This window comes from Martelella sp. FLE1502 (assembly GCF_053484255.1).
Genome location: NZ_JBAKFQ010000001.1, coordinates 263,222 through 281,164, shown reverse-complemented (window position 1 = coordinate 281,164; position 17,943 = coordinate 263,222). Strand labels below are relative to the sequence as shown.

Sequence of the window (17,943 nt, the reverse complement as noted above, 5' to 3'; positions counted from 1 at the left end):
TATATAGCGCGCGCCGGCGGGTTTGGGGAGTGACATATTGACATGGAAGCCATGCACAAGGTGCATACCTGTCGAGAGACAGGAAGTCTGGAGCTTCCGCCGTGGGCAAGAGGCCCGTTATTGCAGGCGCTGGGCGAGATAGCGAACGATCTGGGTCTCGTCCATCGGTCGAGCGAAGAAATAGCCCTGCTGGAAATGACAGCCGATGGCATCGAGTTTATCCCGGTGCTCGGCGGACAGAACGCCTTCGCAGATGACTGTGATTTCAAAGGATTCCGCGATCTTGGCGATCGTCTCGACAATCAAGAGGCTTTCCGGTGCGCGTATGATCGGCTCGATCAGTTGACCGGCGATTTTCAGCCGGTCCGGCCGAACCTGGGTCAGTCCCACCAGCGATGCATAGCCTGAGCCGAAATCATCCAGATCGATACCGATGCCGATGTCGCGGATCTCGTTGACGATCTTCAGCAGCGCGTTGTCGCTGTCATCGAACGGGATCGATTCCAGCAGTTCGAAATGGAGCTTGCCCGGCAGCAGCTCGGCTTCCTTGAGTTGCCGCAGAAGGGATGGGTCCTGCAGGCGCGGGGCGGACACATTGACGGAAAGCGTCGGCACGGGCAGACCCTCGGCCTCGCAACGGCGCAGAATGTCGAGCGACTTGATGAGCACGATCTCGTCAATCCTGTGAAGAAGGCTATATTTCTCGGCGACATCGATGAAGGTCTTTGGCTCCAGCATGCCCCGCTCCGGATGCCGCCAGCGCGCCAGCGCCTCGACGCCGATGACTTCGGACGTTCTGCTGTCGAGGATCGGCTGGTAGAAGGCGGTGATCTCGCCGCGTTCCAGCCCTTCCTGAAGATCGTCCGCGAGGCGCTTCATCTCAAAGGTCTGCGCCATCAGGTCCTGGGTAAAGTGGACGGTGCGGCCCCGTCCGCGGTTCTTGGCGTCATAAAGCGCAAGGTCGGCCTTCACCAGAAGTTCGCTGGCGGAAATCGGCGCGGCATCGACAACGGCGATGCCGATGCTGATGCCCACCCGGCAGGCGCGTCCGTCGATCTCGACCGGCCTTGCAAAGGCATTGGCGAGTTCGTCGGTAAAGGCGTCGACATCGCTTTCCGGCGGCATCAGAACAACGAACTCGTCGCCGCCGGTGCGCGCCAGAAAGTCGTCGGGGCCAAGCTTTTCGCTGAAGACTTTCGCCGCCAGACGCAGCACGTCGTCGCCGAAGACATGGCCCATCGTGTCGTTGAGGGTCTTGAAGCCATCGAGGTCGATCAGCACCAGTTTGGTGCCCTCGCGCAGCGTTCCGCCGCTCTGCGCGGCTTCGAGCTTCTTTTCGAAATGCCGCCGGTTCGCGACGCCGGTGAGCGGGTCCTCAAGCGCGAACTTTTCCATTTGCAGCCGGGCGTTTTCAAGTTCGGCGTTCTGCGCTTCGGCGCGCGCCTTGGCCTCGGTCAGCGCCTTCTGCTGCGCCTTGTCGGCGGAGACATCCCAGTTCACGCCGACATATTTTCGACGTCCGGCGGCATCGCGGAAGGCATTGCCCGCCGATCGGAGCGTCTTCTCGGTGCCGTCCGGCGTGACGATGCGATATTCCTGACGGAAGCTGGTGTCTCCGGTTTCACGCCATTTGAACCGTTTCATCCGCGCACGGTCGTCGGGATGCAGGAATGAGCGCCATTCCTCGAATGTGTGGATACGGCCCTGACCCTCGATCCCGTAGAGTTTCAGGATCTGATCGTCCCAGATCTGTTCTCCCGAATCGAGGTCATGCTCCCACAACCCGATATTCGAGGCGTTGAGCGCGACATAAAGCTGGCGCGAAAGATTGTCGATCGCCATCATGCTTTCGTCGATATGGCGGTTGTCGCGCAAGCGCGCCCTGAGAAGGATGATCAGGGCGATCAGCGGGGTGAGGAACGCCAGCACGACAATGCCGGCAAACACCAGAAATATCCGGCTCCAGTTGTTGGGGCCCTGGTTCAGCGGATCAGGCAGGACTCGGATCGTCCATTTGGCATTGCCGATCTGGGTGGAGAAATTGACGGTATCTTCCGGGTTGAGATTGGCGTTTCCGGCAATCGCCTGGGCCTTGCCTGCGCCGTCGACCTCGACCGAGAACTGCGTCGAGTGGGCAAGCTCCAGCAGGCCGACCGCTTCAAGCACGGACCTGAAGCCGATCACGAGTTCGATGACGTCGTCACCTGATTCGATTCTGTAGATAAGCCCTTTCTGGCCGTCCGGCAGCGTGTAGGGGCCGAAAAACTGCTGGCTCGTCTGCTCCTTCGGCGGCAGCGGCATCGAAAGAACCGCCTCGCGCGCTGATTGCGGAAGCACCAGCGGGGTCTGGTCCGGCTGTTGCAGGACGACCGCCTGGGTCCAGGGGGCGGTTGCCAGATAGGATTTCGTCGCGCTTTCGAAATGGTCGTTGCCGCTGCCAAGCGCCGCCGAAAGCGTTTTGCCGCCCTCGATCGAAACCTGGAAGATGCTCTGCAGCGCCTTGCCGAAGGTGCTCAGCCGTCCTTCTGCCAGAAGGCGGCGCTCCTCCTTTATCGATTCGCGCACAAATACGCCGCCCGCATAGGTGCCGATCGCGAGCGTGGCGAAGAACAGTATCGTGAGTGCCGTCAGCAGCCGGGTTGTCCGGCTGTGATCGTGGACGTTCCTCACATTCTTCAGCCTCTCCATCGGTTCGCCCGTTGAAGAAAGCCGGCACCATATCGCATCGCAAATCCCCTGTTGCGCAGTTGCCCGTTTCGGAGGCTGGAGCTTGTCGCGCTACCCGGCAATGTCCCGTTGCCTGGCAAAGCATGTGCTCCGATCGTGCATTCTTTTTGACCCCCACTTTGATAGGAGCGCGCCGGCCCTTAGTCAAACGCGTTCGCCCCTTGCCGGACGTGAAGCCTCACCTCGGTTAATCGGCGATGAAGGGCAGGGCGAGCGCGCCATCGCGGCGTTGCATCGTCGGTTGCGCGAGACGGCCGGTCGTCCGCCGGCATCGCTCCGTTTCTTCCCGCAAAGCGTCGGTCGCACCGGGATTTCACAACCGTGTCATCAAAAGGTTGTCAGACGGCGATTCCATTTGCCCGCGAAACCCACTATGAGATGGGCGCCGGGGGAACCGCCTTCGCGGGGCAGCGTTGCAGACAGAAAGGTCATCGAAAAATGAGCCATCTGGACGAAGTATTGCCGGGTCAGAACGAACCGCCGCGCGACGCGCTCCTGGAAATCTACAATGAGGAAGGCGCCGTCAGCGCCGAGTTCATCGCCCGCATCGAGCAGGCGATCGAAGAAGGCGACGTCGATTTTCTGCGCGAGCAGATCGCGGGCCGCCACGAATCGGAGACCGGCGACGTCATTGAGGCGCTGTCCTTCGAAAATCGTCCGGAACTGGTGCGGCTTCTGGGCGAGGATTTCGACCTCACCGCGCTGACCGAGGTCGACGAGGCGATCCGTCTCAACATCATCGAATCGCTGCCTCCCGAACAGTTCGCCACCGCGCTGACCTCGCTTGATTCCGACGATGCCGTCTACATTCTGGAGGACCTCGCCGACGAGGAGCGCGAGGAGATCCTCTCCAAGCTGCCGTTTACCGAGCGGATCCGCTTCGCCCGGTCGCTCGATTATCCCGAAAGCTCCGCCGGCCGGCGCATGCAGACCGAATTCGTGGCCGTGCCGCCGTTCTGGACGGTCGGCCAGACGATCGACTACATGCGCGAGGATGAGGAACTGCCTGACAGTTTCTCGCAGATTTTCGTGGTCGATCCGACATTCCGCCTCCTGGGCGCCGTCTATCTCGATCAGATCCTGCGCACCAAGCGCCAGGTCAAGATCGAAGCGATCATGCACGATACAAACCACCCGATCGCCGCCGAGCTCGACCAGGAGGAGGCGGCGCAGGTGTTCGAGCAGTACGACCTTCTCTCCGCCGCCGTGGTCGACAGCAATGACCGTCTCGTCGGCGTGCTGACCATCGATGACGTCGTCGATGTGATCCACGAGGAGGCCGAAGAGGATATCAAGCGCATGGGCGGCGTTGGCGACGAGGAACTGTCGGATAATATCGTGCGCGCGGTGCGTTCGCGCTTCGGCTGGCTGCTGATCAATATGGGCACGGCGTTTCTCTCCGCCAGCGTGATCGGCCTGTTCGACGAATCGATCGGCAAGATGATCGCGCTTGCGGTGCTGATGCCGGTGGTCGCCTCCATGGGCGGCAATGCCGGCACCCAGACCATGACGGTAACGGTGCGCGCGCTCGCTACCCGCGACCTCGATATCTACAATGCGGCCCGGATCATTCGAAGGGAGGCCGGCGTCGGCCTGTTCAACGGGCTCGCCTTCGCGATCCTGATCGCGCTGGCCGCCGGTTACTGGTTCGACAATCCCCAGCTTGGCGGGGTCGTGGCCGCCGCGATGATCATCAACATGTTCGCCGCCGCCATGGCCGGCATCCTCATTCCGCTGCTTCTCGACAGGGCCGGCGCCGACCCCGCCATATCATCGTCGGTTTTTGTGACCACCACCACGGATGTGATAGGTTTTTTCTCATTTTTGGGAATTGCGACCTGGTGGTTTAATATCTAGTTATGTCAGCACTTACATTCTGAAGTGCTTAAATAATATCGTATGGGGCGGGAACGTGCAGAGAAGGCATTATTCGATTTCGGAATTGACGCGCGAGTTTGGTGTCTCGACACGAACGCTTCGCTTCTATGAGGATGAGGGTCTGCTGCAGCCCGAACGCCGGGGTCGAACGAGGCTTTACAGCGAAGGCGAGCGGCTGATGGTCAAGGAAATCCTTCGCAGCCGCCGTATCGGTCTGTCGCTTTCCGAGATCAAGGACGTGCTGGCCCTGTTCCACGGCCTTCCCAGCGAAACAAATGAGCTCAAGCGGACGATGGAATCGATCAAGGCCTGGCGCGAATCGATGCGCCAGAAGCGCCGCGATATCGACGAGATGATGAACGAGCTTGATCTCGCCGAGGAAAATTGCCTCGGACGGCTCGCCGAGATCGGCGTCGGCACCTGAATTTCCTATAAATACGAAACGCGGTTAACGACTGCTGCACATCATCGAAATGCGACCGAGCGCGACGGCGTCCTGCTCCGTGGTCTGGTTGCGCATCAGCGGACCGAGCAGGCCTTCCTCCTTGAGCGTATCGAGCGTGCAGGCGCAGTAGGACGCGCAGAAAGCGGCGTCATCGGTGCGCTCGCAACTCGCCTGGCAACTGGAGAGGTAGGCGGGCGAGGGATCGGGCGGCGCCACCAGCGTGGCGGCATAGACGAGGCCGAACAGGATCGGCTGGTGCAGCAGATAGAAGATCAGGCTGTGGCGGCCGAAGAAGTTGAGAATGTTTTCGTTCTTCGGCACCTGTTTTTGGCGCTTCAGCCAGTCGAGCGAGAGCTTCGAGATCGCCAACCCCGCCAGAAACGCGCCGATCCAGGGCAGGAGCGGTACGTAGTCATTGGACGAAGGCGGATGCGCCGCCATGCCGATCCAGGCGAGCCAGCGCGGGTCGAGCGCATCGAAACTGACATAGTGCGGCAGGACAAGCGCAACGGCCGCGACCACCAGTGTCACAAGCGCCGGAACGCGCAGGAACAGCAACCCGATGATCGAAGCGACGGCGATATTGTGCAGGATCCCGAAATAGATCACCGCGTCCGGCGTCGTGAACCACGACACGATGGAGATCGCCAGCGAAGCCAGCACCAGTATCCCGAGGCGCTTCAGGAACGACGCCATCCGGATGCCGCCGCCCTGCGCCATCCACAGACTGTAACCGGCCACGAACAGAAAACTGCCGGCAATCAGATGGGCAAAGATCGCCCAGCCGCCGGTGGTCGCGAGACCGGACCGGACATAGCCGAAAAAATCGAGGTCCCAGGTGAAGTGGTAGATCGCCATCGCAACGAGCGCGATTCCGCGCGCGGCGTCGATGGCATGGATCCGCCGTCGTGGAACTGTAGTCTCGCTCAAGGCTTTTCCTCCGCGCCCTCAAGGGCTTCAATAACGGTTGCTCGCGCATCCGAAAAATACTGCCGCCGCATCAAGATCATGAACACGAAGGCGGTGGTGGCGATGAAGACATAGGGGCCGAGAAACCAGCCCAGATAGCCGATCGACAGGAAGATCGCCCTGAGCCCGGTGTTGAAGTGTCGCGCGGCGATGATGTTGATCTCGGCGATCCGCTCGGCCAACCGTTCGGCCCTTGCCCTGTCGCGCTCGGTCTCCGCCATCATCGGCAGGCTGCCGAACAGGATGGTGTTGTAGTTGAACAGCCGGTAGGACCAGCCGAACTTGAAGAAGGAGTAGCCGAAGATCGCGGCAAGCCCACCCGCCTTCATCTCGAAGGCCGCGCGGGTGCTCGGCGTCAGCAGCGGCAGGTCCTGGAACAGCGATTGCGCCGTATCGGCCTCTCCCATCAGCGCGAAACAGCCGCCGATCGCGAAGATCGAGGTCGAGGCGAAAAACGCCGTGCCGTTCTGCAGTCCCGCCATGATCTGGGTGTCGATGATCTTGAGGTCGCGCGTCAACGCGTTCAGCATCCAGCGTTTGCGGTGGATCGACATCACCTCGGTCAGGCTGCGGCGGGAGACGAGGCGGAAACGGCCGATGACGATGCTGTCGAACAGGAACCAGCAGCCGAGAAAGAAGAGAAGCGCGAATAGGTCGACGGTCGTCATGAGCTTTCTGCCTGCGCTTCCCCGGATGGCCCCGTGAAAATAAATATCAGAGTGCGTTCTCGTATGAAAGAAAAGCGGGCAGCCTGTTGACGATGCACCACATTTCCTTCACGACGCTACCGTTTTGTCCGCTGTCCCCTGCCTTTGCAAGCGGACATTTTCGAAATTTTCCGTCGGACCCCCATTGAAGTTTCTGTGACAGTTTAATAAAGCGATAACCATCCGCACGCATTCTCCCAAGCGCGTGCCGGGTCATGTCAATCGGAGTAATCATGGAAGATACCGCACACAAAACCTGTTGGGGTGTGACCCTCAGGGCTGTCATCGGCTTTGGTGCTATTCTCGGAATTGCCTATCTTATCGTCGCTGTTTGAGCGGCCCGGAATTTGAGGAAACAACGGCGTTGCCCATGCGGGCCGCCGTTGTTTTCATTTCCGCTTCTTTCCTGCCATATTTCCCCTATGTCGTGGACGCATGCACATCATGTCGGTCCAGAGCCTGCGCGATGGTGCCGTTTTTGATGAGAGTGGCTTAAAGCGTCGGATGAAGAAGTGCGTGGAGGTGGCGGATTGTTTCTGTCGGTATTCGAAGTCTTCAAGATCGGGATCGGCCCGTCGAGCTCCCATACGATGGGACCGATGTCGGCGGCCAACCGGTTCCTTGAGCTGCTCCTGTCGAACGACTGGCCGCGCCCTGCCGGAACGGTCGTATCCCGGCTGAGAGTGAGCCTGCACGGTTCGCTCGCCTATACCGGCGTCGGCCATGCCAGCGACCGCGCCGTGATCCTCGGCCTTGCCGGCGAACGGCCGGACAGCGTCGACCCGGATGAAATGGACTCTATTCTCGACGCGATCCGCCAAAAGGGCGCGGTCGAACCGCCCGGCCACCCCGCCTACCTTTTCGATTGCGACGAGGATGTGATTTTCGACCGCAAGGAGGCGCTGCCGGGGCATGCCAACGGCATGGCGTTCTACGCGCTCAATGCGGATGGCAATGTGCTTCTGCGCCAGGTCTATTATTCGATCGGCGGCGGCTTCGTGCTCACCGATACCGAGCTTGCGGCCTGGAAGGAGCAGAAGGCCTTTCCCGCGGCCGAAAAGTCCGACGAGAACACGCCGTTCCCGTTCCGCTCGGCAAAGGAAATGCTGGAGATGGCGAACCGCTCCGGCCTTTCCATCGCCGCCATGAAACGCGCAAACGAGGAGGCGCGCATGACGCGCGGCGAACTCGATGCCGGGCTCGACTCGCTGTGGCAGGCGATGGATGGCTGCATCGATCGCGGGCTGAGAGGCGAGGGCGAACTGCCCGGCGGCCTCAGGGTCAAACGCCGCGCCGGCAAGCTTTACGAGAAGCTGTCAGAGGCGCGGCTTTCCAACCAGTTCGATCCGATGATGGCCAATGACTGGCTGTCGATGTTCGCCATGGCCGTCAACGAGGAAAACGCCGCCGGCGGCCGGGTTGTGACGGCGCCGACCAATGGCGCGGCCGGCGTGGTGCCGGCAACGCTGCGCTATTTCCGCGAGTTCCAGAAGCCGATGGGCACCGCCGCGATCCGCGACTTCCTGCTGACGGCGGCGGCGATCGGCGGCATCATCAAGACCAATGCCTCGATCTCCGGCGCCGAGGTCGGCTGTCAGGGCGAGGTCGGCTCGGCCTCCGCCATGGCCGCCGCGGGGCTTGCCGCCGCCATGGGCGGCACGCCGGAGCAGGTTGAAAACGCAGCCGAGATCGCGCTCGAACACCATCTCGGCATGACCTGTGATCCGATCGCCGGCCTCGTCCAGGTGCCCTGCATCGAGCGCAATGCGCTCGGCGCGGTCAAGGCGGTTACCGCCGCCTCGCTGGCGCTGAAGGGCGACGGCAGCCATTTCGTGCCGCTCGACAATTGCATCGAAACCATGCGCCAGACCGGCGGCGACATGCACGAGAAATACAAGGAAACCTCCACCGGCGGGCTTGCCGTCAATGTGGTGGATTGCTGAGGCCCGCCGAGATTCGGCCTTGACTGGAAAGCCCTCCGGCGTTTGATGAGAGCATGAGCCTCAACCTCCTCAAACTCTGCGTCGGCGCCACCGGCATCGACGATCTGCGCGAATGGGTGTCGCGCCGGTCGATGGCTGCGATCGCGCTCGGCCAGGAGCCGCACAGTATCCACACCACGCGAATGACGCCCAAGCGCCGCGACGAACTGCTTGAGGGCGGCTCGCTCTACTGGGTGATCAACGGCCAGATCCGCGCCCGCCAGACGCTGCTCGACATCGCCAATCACACCGACAATCAAGGCATCCAGCGCTGCGACCTCATCCTCGGCCCCCAGGTGATCGACACCGTCCCGGTGCCGCGCAAGCCCTTCCAGGGCTGGCGCTACCTCAAACCCGAAGACGCCCCCCGCGACCTCGACTTCGGCGACGGCGGCGATGATATGCCCGAGGATCTGCGCGCCGAACTGGCGGAACTGGGGCTTCTGTAGGGCGGGGAGGGGCTTTCGTTTTTACGGAGGCCAACAGCCTGCAGCCAAGCTTCCCGCCTCACCGCAAAGCCCCCAAATCTTCTCGCCCCGTAGGGGAGAGATGCCCCGACAGGGGCAGTGAGGGGGGAGTCCATCCCCGCGATCGCCCTCACGATTGGAAATGCTGCATCACCCTCACTCCCCCTTTCGGGGGTATCTCTCCCGCAAGCGGGAGAGAGTATTGGGAATACGCCGCAAGCTCTTCTCGCAAATATGCGCCCATAAGAGTGGACGGCGGCCGTAAAGCCGCCGCCTCAAAACATCACACGCCCGACCGGCCGTCCATGCCGATATAGGCGATGCGCAGCATGTTGGTGGCGCCGGGGGTGCCGAGCGGTACGCCGGCGGAGATGATGATCCGGTCGCCGGGCTTGCCGATCCCCTCGTCAACCACGATCCGGCAGGCGCCGTCGACCATGGATTCGAGATCGGTCGGCTCGTCGGCCACCACGCAGTGCAGGCCCCAGACCACCGACAGCCGCCGCGCGGTCCTGACCACCGGCGACAGCGCCAGGATCGGCACGTTCGGCCGCTCGCGCGCGGCGCGAAGCCCGGTGGTGCCGGAGGCGGTATAACAGACCATCGCGGTCAGCTTCAGCGTTTCGGCGATCTCGCGCGCCGCCAGCGATATCGCGTCCGCGCCGGTGGCCTCCGGCTGGGGGCGCTGGGCGTAGAGGATCTGCGGATAAAGCTGCTCGCGCTCAATGGTGCGGGCGATCGAGGCCATGGTGCTGACGGCTTCAACAGGATATTCCCCCGCAGCTGATTCGGCCGACAGCATGATTGCGTCAGCGCCCTCGAACACGGCGGTGGCGACGTCGGAAACCTCGGCGCGGGTGGGAACCGGCGATTCGATCATCGATTCCAGCATCTGGGTGGCGACCACCACCGGCTTGCCAGCGGAGCGGCACAGGCGAATCAGCTTCTTCTGCAGGCCGGGAACGGTTTCGAGCGGCATTTCAACGCCGAGATCGCCGCGCGCCACCATCAGCGCGTCGCTCATCTCGATGATTTCCTCGATCCGCTCGATCGCCTGTGGCTTTTCGATCTTGGACATCAGCCCCACCTGACCGCGCGCGATCTTGCGCACTTCGGCCAGATCGTCAGGGCGCTGAATGAAGGACAGTGCGACCCAGTCGGCATCGCCCGTTTCCAGCACCGCGTCGAGGTCGGCGCGGTCCTTCTCGGTCAGCGCGCCGACGCCGAGCAGCGTATCGGGCAGGCTGACGCCCTTGCGGTCGGAAATGCCGGTGCCGGCAACGACGGTGCATTCAATGCTCTTGCCGTCGCACTTTTCGGCGCGCAACTGAAGCTTGCCGTCATCGATCAAGAGGCGATGGCCGGGCTGAACCGATTGCAGGATTTCCGGATGCGGCAGGAACACGCGTTTTTCATTGCCCGGCTCGTCGCGGTCATCGAGCGTGAAGGTCTGGCCGACCTCGAGCTCGACCTTGCCGTCGAGAAACTTGCCGACGCGCAGCTTGGGGCCCTGCAGGTCGCAAAGAATGCCGATCGGGCGGCCGCAGCGCGCCTCTACATTGCGGATGCGCTTGGTCAGCGTGCGCATCAGGTCGTGGCTGGCATGGCTCATATTGATTCGGAACAGGTCGGCGCCGGCCTTGTGCAGCGCCTCGATCTGCTCTTCCTCGGAGGAGGCCGGGCCGAGCGTGGCGAGAATCTTTACTTTTCTGTGACGTCTCATCAATTCTGACTTTCCTGGGTGGAGGGCGTGTCGGAAAGCTGGACGGTCCAGCTCTCCTCCCGCCCCGTGTCATATTCGCTAAAACCCATCTGCTGGTAACCGCGCGCAAAGCAGTCCTGAACGCCGGTGATTTCGAATTCATCCTCGGCGACGCACATATTGGTATAGCCGGTCCAGCGCCCGCTTCCGGAGGCATCCTCGGCGTAGAGATAGTAGTAGCGCGACTGAAGCGGACCCGGCACGACGGTCGCGCAGGTGGTGGCCGGGAGTTGCCACCATCCTTCCGAGATCCATCCCTCTTCCGCCCGGTAGCCGACCGCCACGCCGACAAGGTTGGCCGTGTCGTTGCACACGCGGAATTCCGCGCGGGCTTCGTGCGGCGACCAGAAGGCGGCGGCGAACAGCCCGGCGGCAAGCGTGCCGGCGAGCGTCAGGCCTTTTCCTGCAACGGCAAAGGCTTTGTTGGAGGAGGCGGAGGGAAGACGTTTCTGAGTTGACAGCATGGCAGCCTGATCTCGTGGGACGATCCGTGACGGGAACGCATTCAATCGATTTACAGCGTTATCATAGTGCCCCGCGGCGGGCGAGGCAAATGGCGGAGCACACGCTTGCCGAAAGCCGGCCGCGTGTGCCATCACCCATTATCGCAAATTCCGACCGGATATCCATGGCGAACATGTGTGCTTTTGAAGTTTTAGAAGGGAAATATGACAGCGGTTTGGTGCTGCTCGCGGATCACGCCATGGCCCTTGTGCCGGCGGAATATGGCGATCTCGGCCTCGACCGCTCGGTGTTCGAACGCCACATCGCCTATGATATCGGGATCGAGGCTTTGACCCGCGCGCTTGCCGCCGAACTTTGCTGTCCCGCCGTCATGGCGACTTTCTCGCGTCTGCTGATCGATCCGAACCGGGGCGAGGATGATCCGACGCTGATCATGAAGCTCTCCGATGGCGCGATCATTCCGGCAAATCACCCGCTTTCCGCCGATGAGCGCGTAAGGCGGCTTGAACGCTATCACCGGCCTTATCACCACGCTATCGACGCGCTGATCGAACGGTCCGCGGAGGCGACAGGCCGTCCGCCGCTGGTGATCTCGTTGCACTCGTTCACGCCGTTCTGGAAAGGTGTGGCCCGGCCATGGCATGCTGGCGTGTTGTGGGACGGCGATCCGCGCGCGGTACGTCCACTGATCGATGCGCTGGCCGCCATCGAAGGCGTGATCGTTGGCGACAACGAGCCCTATGACGGCGCGCTGAAGGGCGATACGATGAACCGGCACTGCATGGAAAAAGGCATTGCCCACGCGCTTCTGGAGGTGCGTCAGGATCTGATCGCCGATGCCGGCGGCGTTGCGCTATGGGCGGGGCGGATCGCCCCCATTTTGGCCGCTTTGAATGCCGATGATGACATGCACGTGCTGCGGCATTTCCCCTCGCGGGCCTGAAAACCAATACGGAGACAATCATGGAAAAGCTCAGCGCAGAACAGAAGCGCGATCTCGAAGCCGCCGCGTTCCGAAGGCTCGTCGCCCATCTCGGGGCGCGCACCGACGTGCAGAATATCGACCTGATGAACCTTGCCGGTTTCTGCCGCAACTGCCTTGCCAACTGGTATCGCGAGGCGGCGGAACAGGATGATATTCCCATGACCAAGGATGAGGCGCGCGAGATCATCTACGGCATGCCCTATGACGAATGGAAGGCCCGCCACCAGAGCGAGGCGTCTGACAGCCAGAAGGCCGCGTTCGAAGCGTCGAGACCGCGTGATTGAGTGGAACAATCGGTCCCCGCCGCATTATCGGCCTTGACCTCTCACGCGGTTTTCGGCAGGCAGGGCCCCACGTATTTTTCTGTGACATAAGGAGTTGAGCATGGCCGACGACGCACACGGCATAGCGCGCGATCAGTTGCGTTCGATCATCGAGCGGATCGAACGTCTGGAAGAAGAAAAGAAGACGATCGCCGACGACATCAAGGATGTCTATGCCGAGGCCAAGGGCACCGGCTTCGACACCAAGGCGCTGCGCAAGATCATCGCGCTGCGCAAGAAGGACGAGCAGGAGCGCATGGAAGAAGAAGCCGTGCTCGATACCTACATGATCGCGCTCGGCATGATCCGCGCGCCGGAAGAAGAGTAGGCGGCTCCGGCGTTTCAGCCGGACACGCTTTTCCTTGACGAGCTAAAACCCGTCCAGCACCAGTTTCAGCCCGGCAAGCCCCGCCATGGCGTACATCAGCGGATAGAACACTTCCATCCGCATGCGCTTTATGATCATGCCGCCCGCGATCGTCGCGATCACGGCGAAGGGCAGCAGGCTTGCCGAGGCGGTGAGATTGGGCGCTCCGAGTTCGCCGAGGAAATAATAGGGCGGCAGTTTGATGAAATTGACGATCGCGAAGAAGCGCACGCTCGCGCCGGTATAGCTTCTCGGATCGAGCTTCAGCGGCAATGTGTAGATCTGGAAGGGCGGGCCGCCGGAATGCGAGATGAAGCTGGTATAGCCGGCAATGCCGCCCCAGAAGGTGCCGGCGACCGGTCGCTGCGGAGCGGCCGGCTTTTCGATCTTCTCGCCCGGCTTCCAGCGGTCGTAGAAATATTTGCCGGCAAAGGCGAGCGTGGCGATCCCGACCAGCATGCGTGTCAGCTCGAATGGAACCGTCGAGAAAGTGTACCAGCCGAGCGCCGTCCCGATCAGCGCGCCGGGCAGCAGCATCACGAGCGTCGGCCAGTGGTTATAGTGACGCCAGGTCCACAGCGCCACGATGTCCATGACGATCAGGATCGGCAGCATCACCGCGGCCGCTGTTGCCGGTTCGACGACGAAGGTGAGGATCGGCACGCCCAGCAGCGAAAGGGCGCCGCCCATGCCGCCCTTGGCGAGGCCCACGAGTATCACGGCGGGAATTGCCGCTGCATAAAAGATCGGATCGGGAAGCATGAAATCAAAGCACCTGTTGAAACTCCGCTCTAACGGATTTATCCGGGGAAGGCGAGACCCGCGGGACGGGCGCGAAAGGGATTGAGCGAGATGACTGTCGAACAGGATCGTTGCCGGCTGGTGCTGGTGGTGCCCGAAATGGCCGATGGCGGCGACCAGCAGCGGCTGCTGGCCGATGCATTGCGCGGCGGCGACGTCGCCTCCGTCATCCTGCCGCAATATGGCGAGGACATTGAAGCCTTCCAGCGCCGCGCCGAACGACTGGTGCCGATCATCCAGGATCACGGCGCCGCGGCACTGATCGCCGGCGACACCCGCGTTGCCGGACGCGCGAAGGCTGATGGCATTCATGTCTCGGGCGCAGAGCTTGCCGATGCGATGGAGCGGTTCTCGCCGCGCATGATCGTCGGCGTCGGCGGTTTGAAGGATCGCCATGCGGCGCTGGAGGCGGGTGAGGCAAACCCGGATTATGTGTTCTTCGGCATGCTGGACGGCGACACCCATGCAGCACCCCATCCCAAGAACCTCGATCTTGGCGAATGGTGGGCCTCGATGGTGGAAATTCCCTGCATCGTGATGGCCGGCAGCGATCCGGCCGGCGTTGTCGATGTGGCGCTGACCTTCGCGGAATTCGTCGCCGTCGGAAAGGCCGTCTTCGACGCACCCGCCGGCCCCGCCGCCATGGTGGCCGAGATCAACGCCGCGCTTGACGAAAAAGCGCCACGCTTTGGCGATTAGGAAGGCTATGAGCGCTCGTTCCGTCGTCACTGCTGCTGTTTTGCTGGCGCTTGCGCCTGGCCTTTGCCTTGCCGCGACGCGGGGGCAGTTTGCGACCGACCCGGATCTCGTGGCGGGCGACCGGGTTTCACTCTTCGGCGGCGGGCATCTGCTGCCGCCGGGGCTGGAACCCGACAGGCCAGCACCCTATCGCTTCGCGCTTGCCGAGCCGGTCGACGACGCGCTTCCCGCACTGCCGCCCGAGCCGGCCTATGACGGGCCGGTCGATCTCGCCTATGGCGCCTATCAGCGCGGTGCCTATGATGAAGCGTATGAGGCGGCGCTGCAGCGGTCCGGACGCGGGGACCCGCGCGCGGAAACCCTGATCGGCGAACTGGTGGAGCGAAAGCTGATTGCCGAAGAAAGGGCCGGTCCCGCGCTTGAATGGTATCGCATGGCGGCCGAAAGCGGCGAAGCTTTCGCGCTGAACCGCTACGGCATGGCGCTGTTGTCCTCCGACGACGAGGCGGACAAGGAACAGGGCGGCGCGCTGGTGAAACAGGCCGCCGAAGCCGGCGATCCGCTGGCCGCGTTCAATTACGGCAGCCTGCTGATTGCGCAGAACCCAGGCAAGGAGGGGCTGAAGCGCGCTTTGCCGTGGTTCGAGGCATCGGCCGAGGCCGATATTGCCGATGCCCAATATGCGCTGTCGCAGATCTATCCGGCTCTGGACGATCTTCCGGAGGAGAAGAGGGCGCTCTGGAAATTCTGGCTGCGCCGCGCCGCCGATGGCGATCACGATACCGCCCAGCTCGATCTCGCGCTGGCGCTGATCAACGGAAGAGGAATGCCGCGCGATCTCGAGCAGGGCGTCGACTGGCTGCGCCGCGCGGCGCTCAACGGCAATCCGGCGGCGATGAGCAGGCTCGCCTATCTTTACAGCCAGGGCATCGGCGTGCGCGAAGACAAGGAAACGGCGGCGACCTTCTATCTCAGCGTTCGGCGGTTGGGGCTGATCGAGCCGGAGATGGAAGAGCTTGTCGACGGTCTCGACGCCGAGACCAGGGCGGCGGCTGACCGCCGCTCGCGCGCGCTGGCGCAAAGATACTAGCCAAAAACGCTGCAACAATACTCGGCCCACTGTCAATTTTCCTATTCCTCGCGCGTCAGTTTGTGTATTTTCAGGGATGACAGGTTGGCTACATTTGATTGGTGCGACTGGTGGAGGTTGGGGGAAGTCTTTTGGGGCGCCTAGATATTGTCGGTGAATTGATCACAAGCCTTGGACTCGGAGCGCTGATTGTCCTTGGTTACGGCTTTATCCTTCGCCATGTTCGTCAGCCCCGTCATCGGGTCTATGCTAGCGCTGTCGTTTTTGCCGGGGGTGCGGTCGCCGCGATGATGAACGCGATCGAAACGCAATCCGGCTATGTGTTCGATACCCGCGCGGTCTTCGTGGTTCTTTCCGCCGTCTTCGGAGGGCCGCTTGCCGGCCTGATTGTCAGCGTGATCGCGGCAGCGTTCCGCATCTGGATCGGCGGCGCTGGCGTGGCTGCGGGGGTTGTCGGGATCGCGATGGCCGGCGCGATCGGGATCGGCTTTGCTCTTTTCGGCCCAAAAACTCAGCGCTTTCGGTCTCTCCTGCTGCTTGGCTGTCTCAGCAACATCTATGTCCTGTCATTGCTGTTGGCGGGGTTCGAGCGGGCGTTCGATCTGTTCGCCGTGATCGGCGCGCCGCTGATCGTGATCAATACCCTCGGCACGGTCCTGCTTGGAACGGCACTGGAATCGACGAGACGCGCGACCTCCTATCTGCATGATGTCGAGTTCAATGCCGACCGCGATCCGTTGACCGGGCTCCACAATCGGCGGGCGCTCTCCCAGCTCGAATTCACGATCGACCGGGAGGCCGCCGCCGGAGAGCAGAAGGATGGTTGCGTCATCCTGTTCGATATCGACCGCTTCAAGGCGGTGAATGACCGCTATGGCCATCCCCGCGGCGACGAGGTGCTGAAGCAGGTGGCAAAAACGATCGTCACCCGCATCCGCCGGTCCGATTTCGCCGTGCGCTATGGCGGCGAGGAAATCGCCATCATCCTGCTGGCGACCACGGTGGACAACGGCTTTCGCGTGGCCGAACAGATCCGAACCACGATCGAGAAACTGGAATTTACCTTCGAAGGGCAGACATTCTCGATCACCATTAGCGCCGGCGTGGCCGGTTTTGCCGCCGGCGAGACGCGGTTGGCGGTGGCGCTCGATTATGCCGACCGGGCGCTCTACCGCGCCAAGAATGCCGGCCGCAACCGGACCGAAGTGCTCGATTTATCGTCGAAGAAGGCCGAACGTTCCGACGACGAAGCGCTTCAGGGTGATTCGATTTAGGCCTGTGGGCCTTGAATTTCACCGCGTTCTGTGATCATGAACCGCCGTGTCGCAAAAGCGTCGCGCGTTGCTCACCGCGCAGGCGCTCACAACCAAGGAAAATTTCCCGATGGCCCGTTCAGCTCTTCTCAACGTCATGGTGCAGGCTGCCCTTAAAGCCGGGCGCTCGCTGACGCGTGATTTCGGGGAGGTTCAGAACCTGCAGGTCTCGGTCAAGGGGCCGTCCGATTTCGTGACCCAGGCGGACCTGAAGGCTGAAAAGATCCTGCATACCGAACTGATGCGGGCCCGGCCGACCTATGGTTTCCTGGGCGAGGAAGGCGGCGAGGAAAAGGGTACGGACGGCCAGCACCGCTGGATCGTCGATCCGCTCGACGGCACCACCAATTTTCTGCACGGCATCCCGCAGTTCGCCGTTTCGGTTGCGCTTGAGCGCTCTGGCGAAGTCGTCGCCGGCGTTATCTTCAACCCCGCGCTTGATGAGCTGTTCGTTGCCGAAAAGGGCGGCGGCGCGTTCTGCAACGACCGCCGGATCCGCGTTTCGGCTCGGCGGAAACTCTCCGACGCGGTCGTCGGCTGCGGCGTTCCCCATCTCGGTCGCGGCCACCACGGCAAGTTTCTCGTCGAACTGCGCCATGTGATGGGCGAGGTCGCCGGCATTCGACGTCTTGGCGCCGCATCGCTCGATCTTGCCTATGTCGCGGCGGGCCGCATGGACGGCTTCTGGGAAGAGGGGCTGAACCAGTGGGACATGGCGGCGGGCCTGATCATGATCCGCGAGGCGGGCGGTTTCGTTTCCGACATGAAGGGCGGACAGCAATGCCTCGAGACCGGCAGCGTGATTGCCGGCAACGAGATGATCCGCATCGCGCTTTACGACCAGCTTCAGCGCCGCCTCGAAAAATAGGCTTTGCGGTTTTGCGCCGCGCCCTTCAAATCGCCGTCGTTTTCGAATAGAGGTTGCAGAGCCGGTCGCTTCCGGCCCACGGGTGTGGGCGGGGG

General features: G+C 62.2%; 17 protein-coding genes. 11 read left to right on the top strand and 6 right to left on the bottom strand.

The features are described from left to right. Positions 1-117: 117 nt before the first annotated feature. The gene (locus V6767_RS01295) at positions 118-2,688 is read right to left on the bottom strand and encodes a putative bifunctional diguanylate cyclase/phosphodiesterase (RefSeq protein ID WP_448471753.1); all 2,571 of its coding nucleotides are present in this window, start codon (positions 2,686-2,688) and stop codon (positions 118-120) included. Between the two features lie 477 nt (positions 2,689-3,165). Here V6767_RS01295 and mgtE point away from each other — a divergent pair, with 477 nt between their 5' ends. Together mgtE and V6767_RS01285 are read left to right on the top strand one after the other, a co-directional pair. After that, positions 3,166-4,584: a magnesium transporter gene (gene mgtE, locus V6767_RS01290; protein WP_448471752.1), complete on the top strand. Its 1,419-nt coding sequence runs from the start codon at positions 3,166-3,168 to the stop codon at positions 4,582-4,584. Between the two features lie 55 nt (positions 4,585-4,639). After that, on the top strand, positions 4,640-5,029 hold the full coding sequence (locus V6767_RS01285; protein WP_448471751.1) for a MerR family transcriptional regulator: 390 nt from the start codon (positions 4,640-4,642) through the stop codon (positions 5,027-5,029). A 24-nt stretch (positions 5,030-5,053) separates the two neighbouring features. Here the strand turns inward: V6767_RS01285 and V6767_RS01280 are convergent, their stop codons facing one another. Both V6767_RS01280 and V6767_RS01275 read right to left on the bottom strand, forming a co-directional pair. Beyond that, a complete protein-coding gene (locus tag V6767_RS01280; RefSeq protein ID WP_448471750.1) occupies positions 5,054-5,980 on the bottom strand; it encodes a DUF1624 domain-containing protein in 927 nt (308 codons plus the stop codon). Further along, the gene (locus tag V6767_RS01275; RefSeq protein WP_448471749.1) at positions 5,977-6,687 is read right to left on the bottom strand and encodes a DUF599 domain-containing protein; all 711 of its coding nucleotides are present in this window, start codon (positions 6,685-6,687) and stop codon (positions 5,977-5,979) included. Before V6767_RS01275 ends, V6767_RS01280 begins: the two co-directional genes overlap by 4 nt. A gap of 569 nt (positions 6,688-7,256) precedes the next feature. On the opposite strand from V6767_RS01275, the gene V6767_RS01270 reads away from it, so the two are divergent. Both V6767_RS01270 and V6767_RS01265 read left to right on the top strand, forming a co-directional pair. Then, on the top strand, positions 7,257-8,669 hold the full coding sequence (locus V6767_RS01270; protein WP_448471748.1) for an L-serine ammonia-lyase: 1,413 nt from the start codon (positions 7,257-7,259) through the stop codon (positions 8,667-8,669). 53 nt (positions 8,670-8,722) lie between these two features. Next, positions 8,723-9,157, top strand: a complete 435-nt coding sequence (locus V6767_RS01265) for a DUF1489 family protein (RefSeq protein ID WP_448471747.1) — start codon at positions 8,723-8,725, stop codon at positions 9,155-9,157. 301 nt (positions 9,158-9,458) lie between these two features. Here V6767_RS01265 and pyk read toward each other — a convergent pair whose 3' ends face one another. Together pyk and V6767_RS01255 are read right to left on the bottom strand one after the other, a co-directional pair. Continuing rightward, the gene (gene pyk, locus V6767_RS01260; RefSeq protein WP_448429703.1) at positions 9,459-10,898 is read right to left on the bottom strand and encodes a pyruvate kinase; all 1,440 of its coding nucleotides are present in this window, start codon (positions 10,896-10,898) and stop codon (positions 9,459-9,461) included. Further along, complete coding sequence (locus V6767_RS01255; RefSeq protein ID WP_448471746.1) at positions 10,898-11,401, bottom strand: DUF1036 domain-containing protein; 504 nt, start codon at positions 11,399-11,401, stop codon at positions 10,898-10,900. The genes pyk and V6767_RS01255 overlap by 1 nt, the downstream gene beginning before the upstream one ends. Before the next feature lie 164 nt (positions 11,402-11,565). Between V6767_RS01255 and V6767_RS01250 the strand changes: the two genes are divergently transcribed. The 3 genes from V6767_RS01250 (at position 11,566) to V6767_RS01240 (ending at position 13,038) form a co-directional block, all read left to right on the top strand. Continuing rightward, positions 11,566-12,345 (top strand): N-formylglutamate amidohydrolase, encoded by a 780-nt coding sequence (locus tag V6767_RS01250; RefSeq protein ID WP_448471854.1) that lies wholly within the window; start codon positions 11,566-11,568, stop codon positions 12,343-12,345. A 20-nt stretch (positions 12,346-12,365) separates the two neighbouring features. Then, entirely contained in the window at positions 12,366-12,671 is a 306-nt protein-coding gene (locus tag V6767_RS01245) for a DUF1244 domain-containing protein (RefSeq protein ID WP_448471745.1), read from the top strand. A 100-nt stretch (positions 12,672-12,771) separates the two neighbouring features. Continuing rightward, positions 12,772-13,038 (top strand): DUF2312 domain-containing protein, encoded by a 267-nt coding sequence (locus V6767_RS01240; protein WP_018066314.1) that lies wholly within the window; start codon positions 12,772-12,774, stop codon positions 13,036-13,038. 42 nt (positions 13,039-13,080) lie between these two features. Here the strand turns inward: V6767_RS01240 and V6767_RS01235 are convergent, their stop codons facing one another. Then, complete coding sequence (locus tag V6767_RS01235; RefSeq protein WP_448429697.1) at positions 13,081-13,839, bottom strand: sulfite exporter TauE/SafE family protein; 759 nt, start codon at positions 13,837-13,839, stop codon at positions 13,081-13,083. Positions 13,840-13,929: 90 nt separating this feature from the next. Here V6767_RS01235 and V6767_RS01230 point away from each other — a divergent pair, with 90 nt between their 5' ends. From V6767_RS01230 to V6767_RS01215, 4 genes are all read left to right on the top strand, one after another. Beyond that, a complete protein-coding gene (locus V6767_RS01230; protein WP_448471744.1) occupies positions 13,930-14,577 on the top strand; it encodes a thiamine phosphate synthase in 648 nt (215 codons plus the stop codon). 7 nt (positions 14,578-14,584) lie between these two features. Continuing rightward, positions 14,585-15,667 carry a tetratricopeptide repeat protein gene (locus V6767_RS01225; RefSeq protein ID WP_448471743.1) on the top strand — a complete coding sequence of 361 codons (1,083 nt, stop codon included), beginning with the start codon at positions 14,585-14,587 and terminating at the stop codon, positions 15,665-15,667. A gap of 101 nt (positions 15,668-15,768) precedes the next feature. Beyond that, complete coding sequence (locus V6767_RS01220) at positions 15,769-16,941, top strand: GGDEF domain-containing protein (RefSeq protein ID WP_448471853.1); 1,173 nt, start codon at positions 15,769-15,771, stop codon at positions 16,939-16,941. Positions 16,942-17,050: 109 nt separating this feature from the next. Beyond that, positions 17,051-17,848, top strand: a complete 798-nt coding sequence (locus tag V6767_RS01215) for an inositol monophosphatase family protein (protein WP_448429689.1) — start codon at positions 17,051-17,053, stop codon at positions 17,846-17,848. Positions 17,849-17,943: the final 95 nt, after the last annotated feature.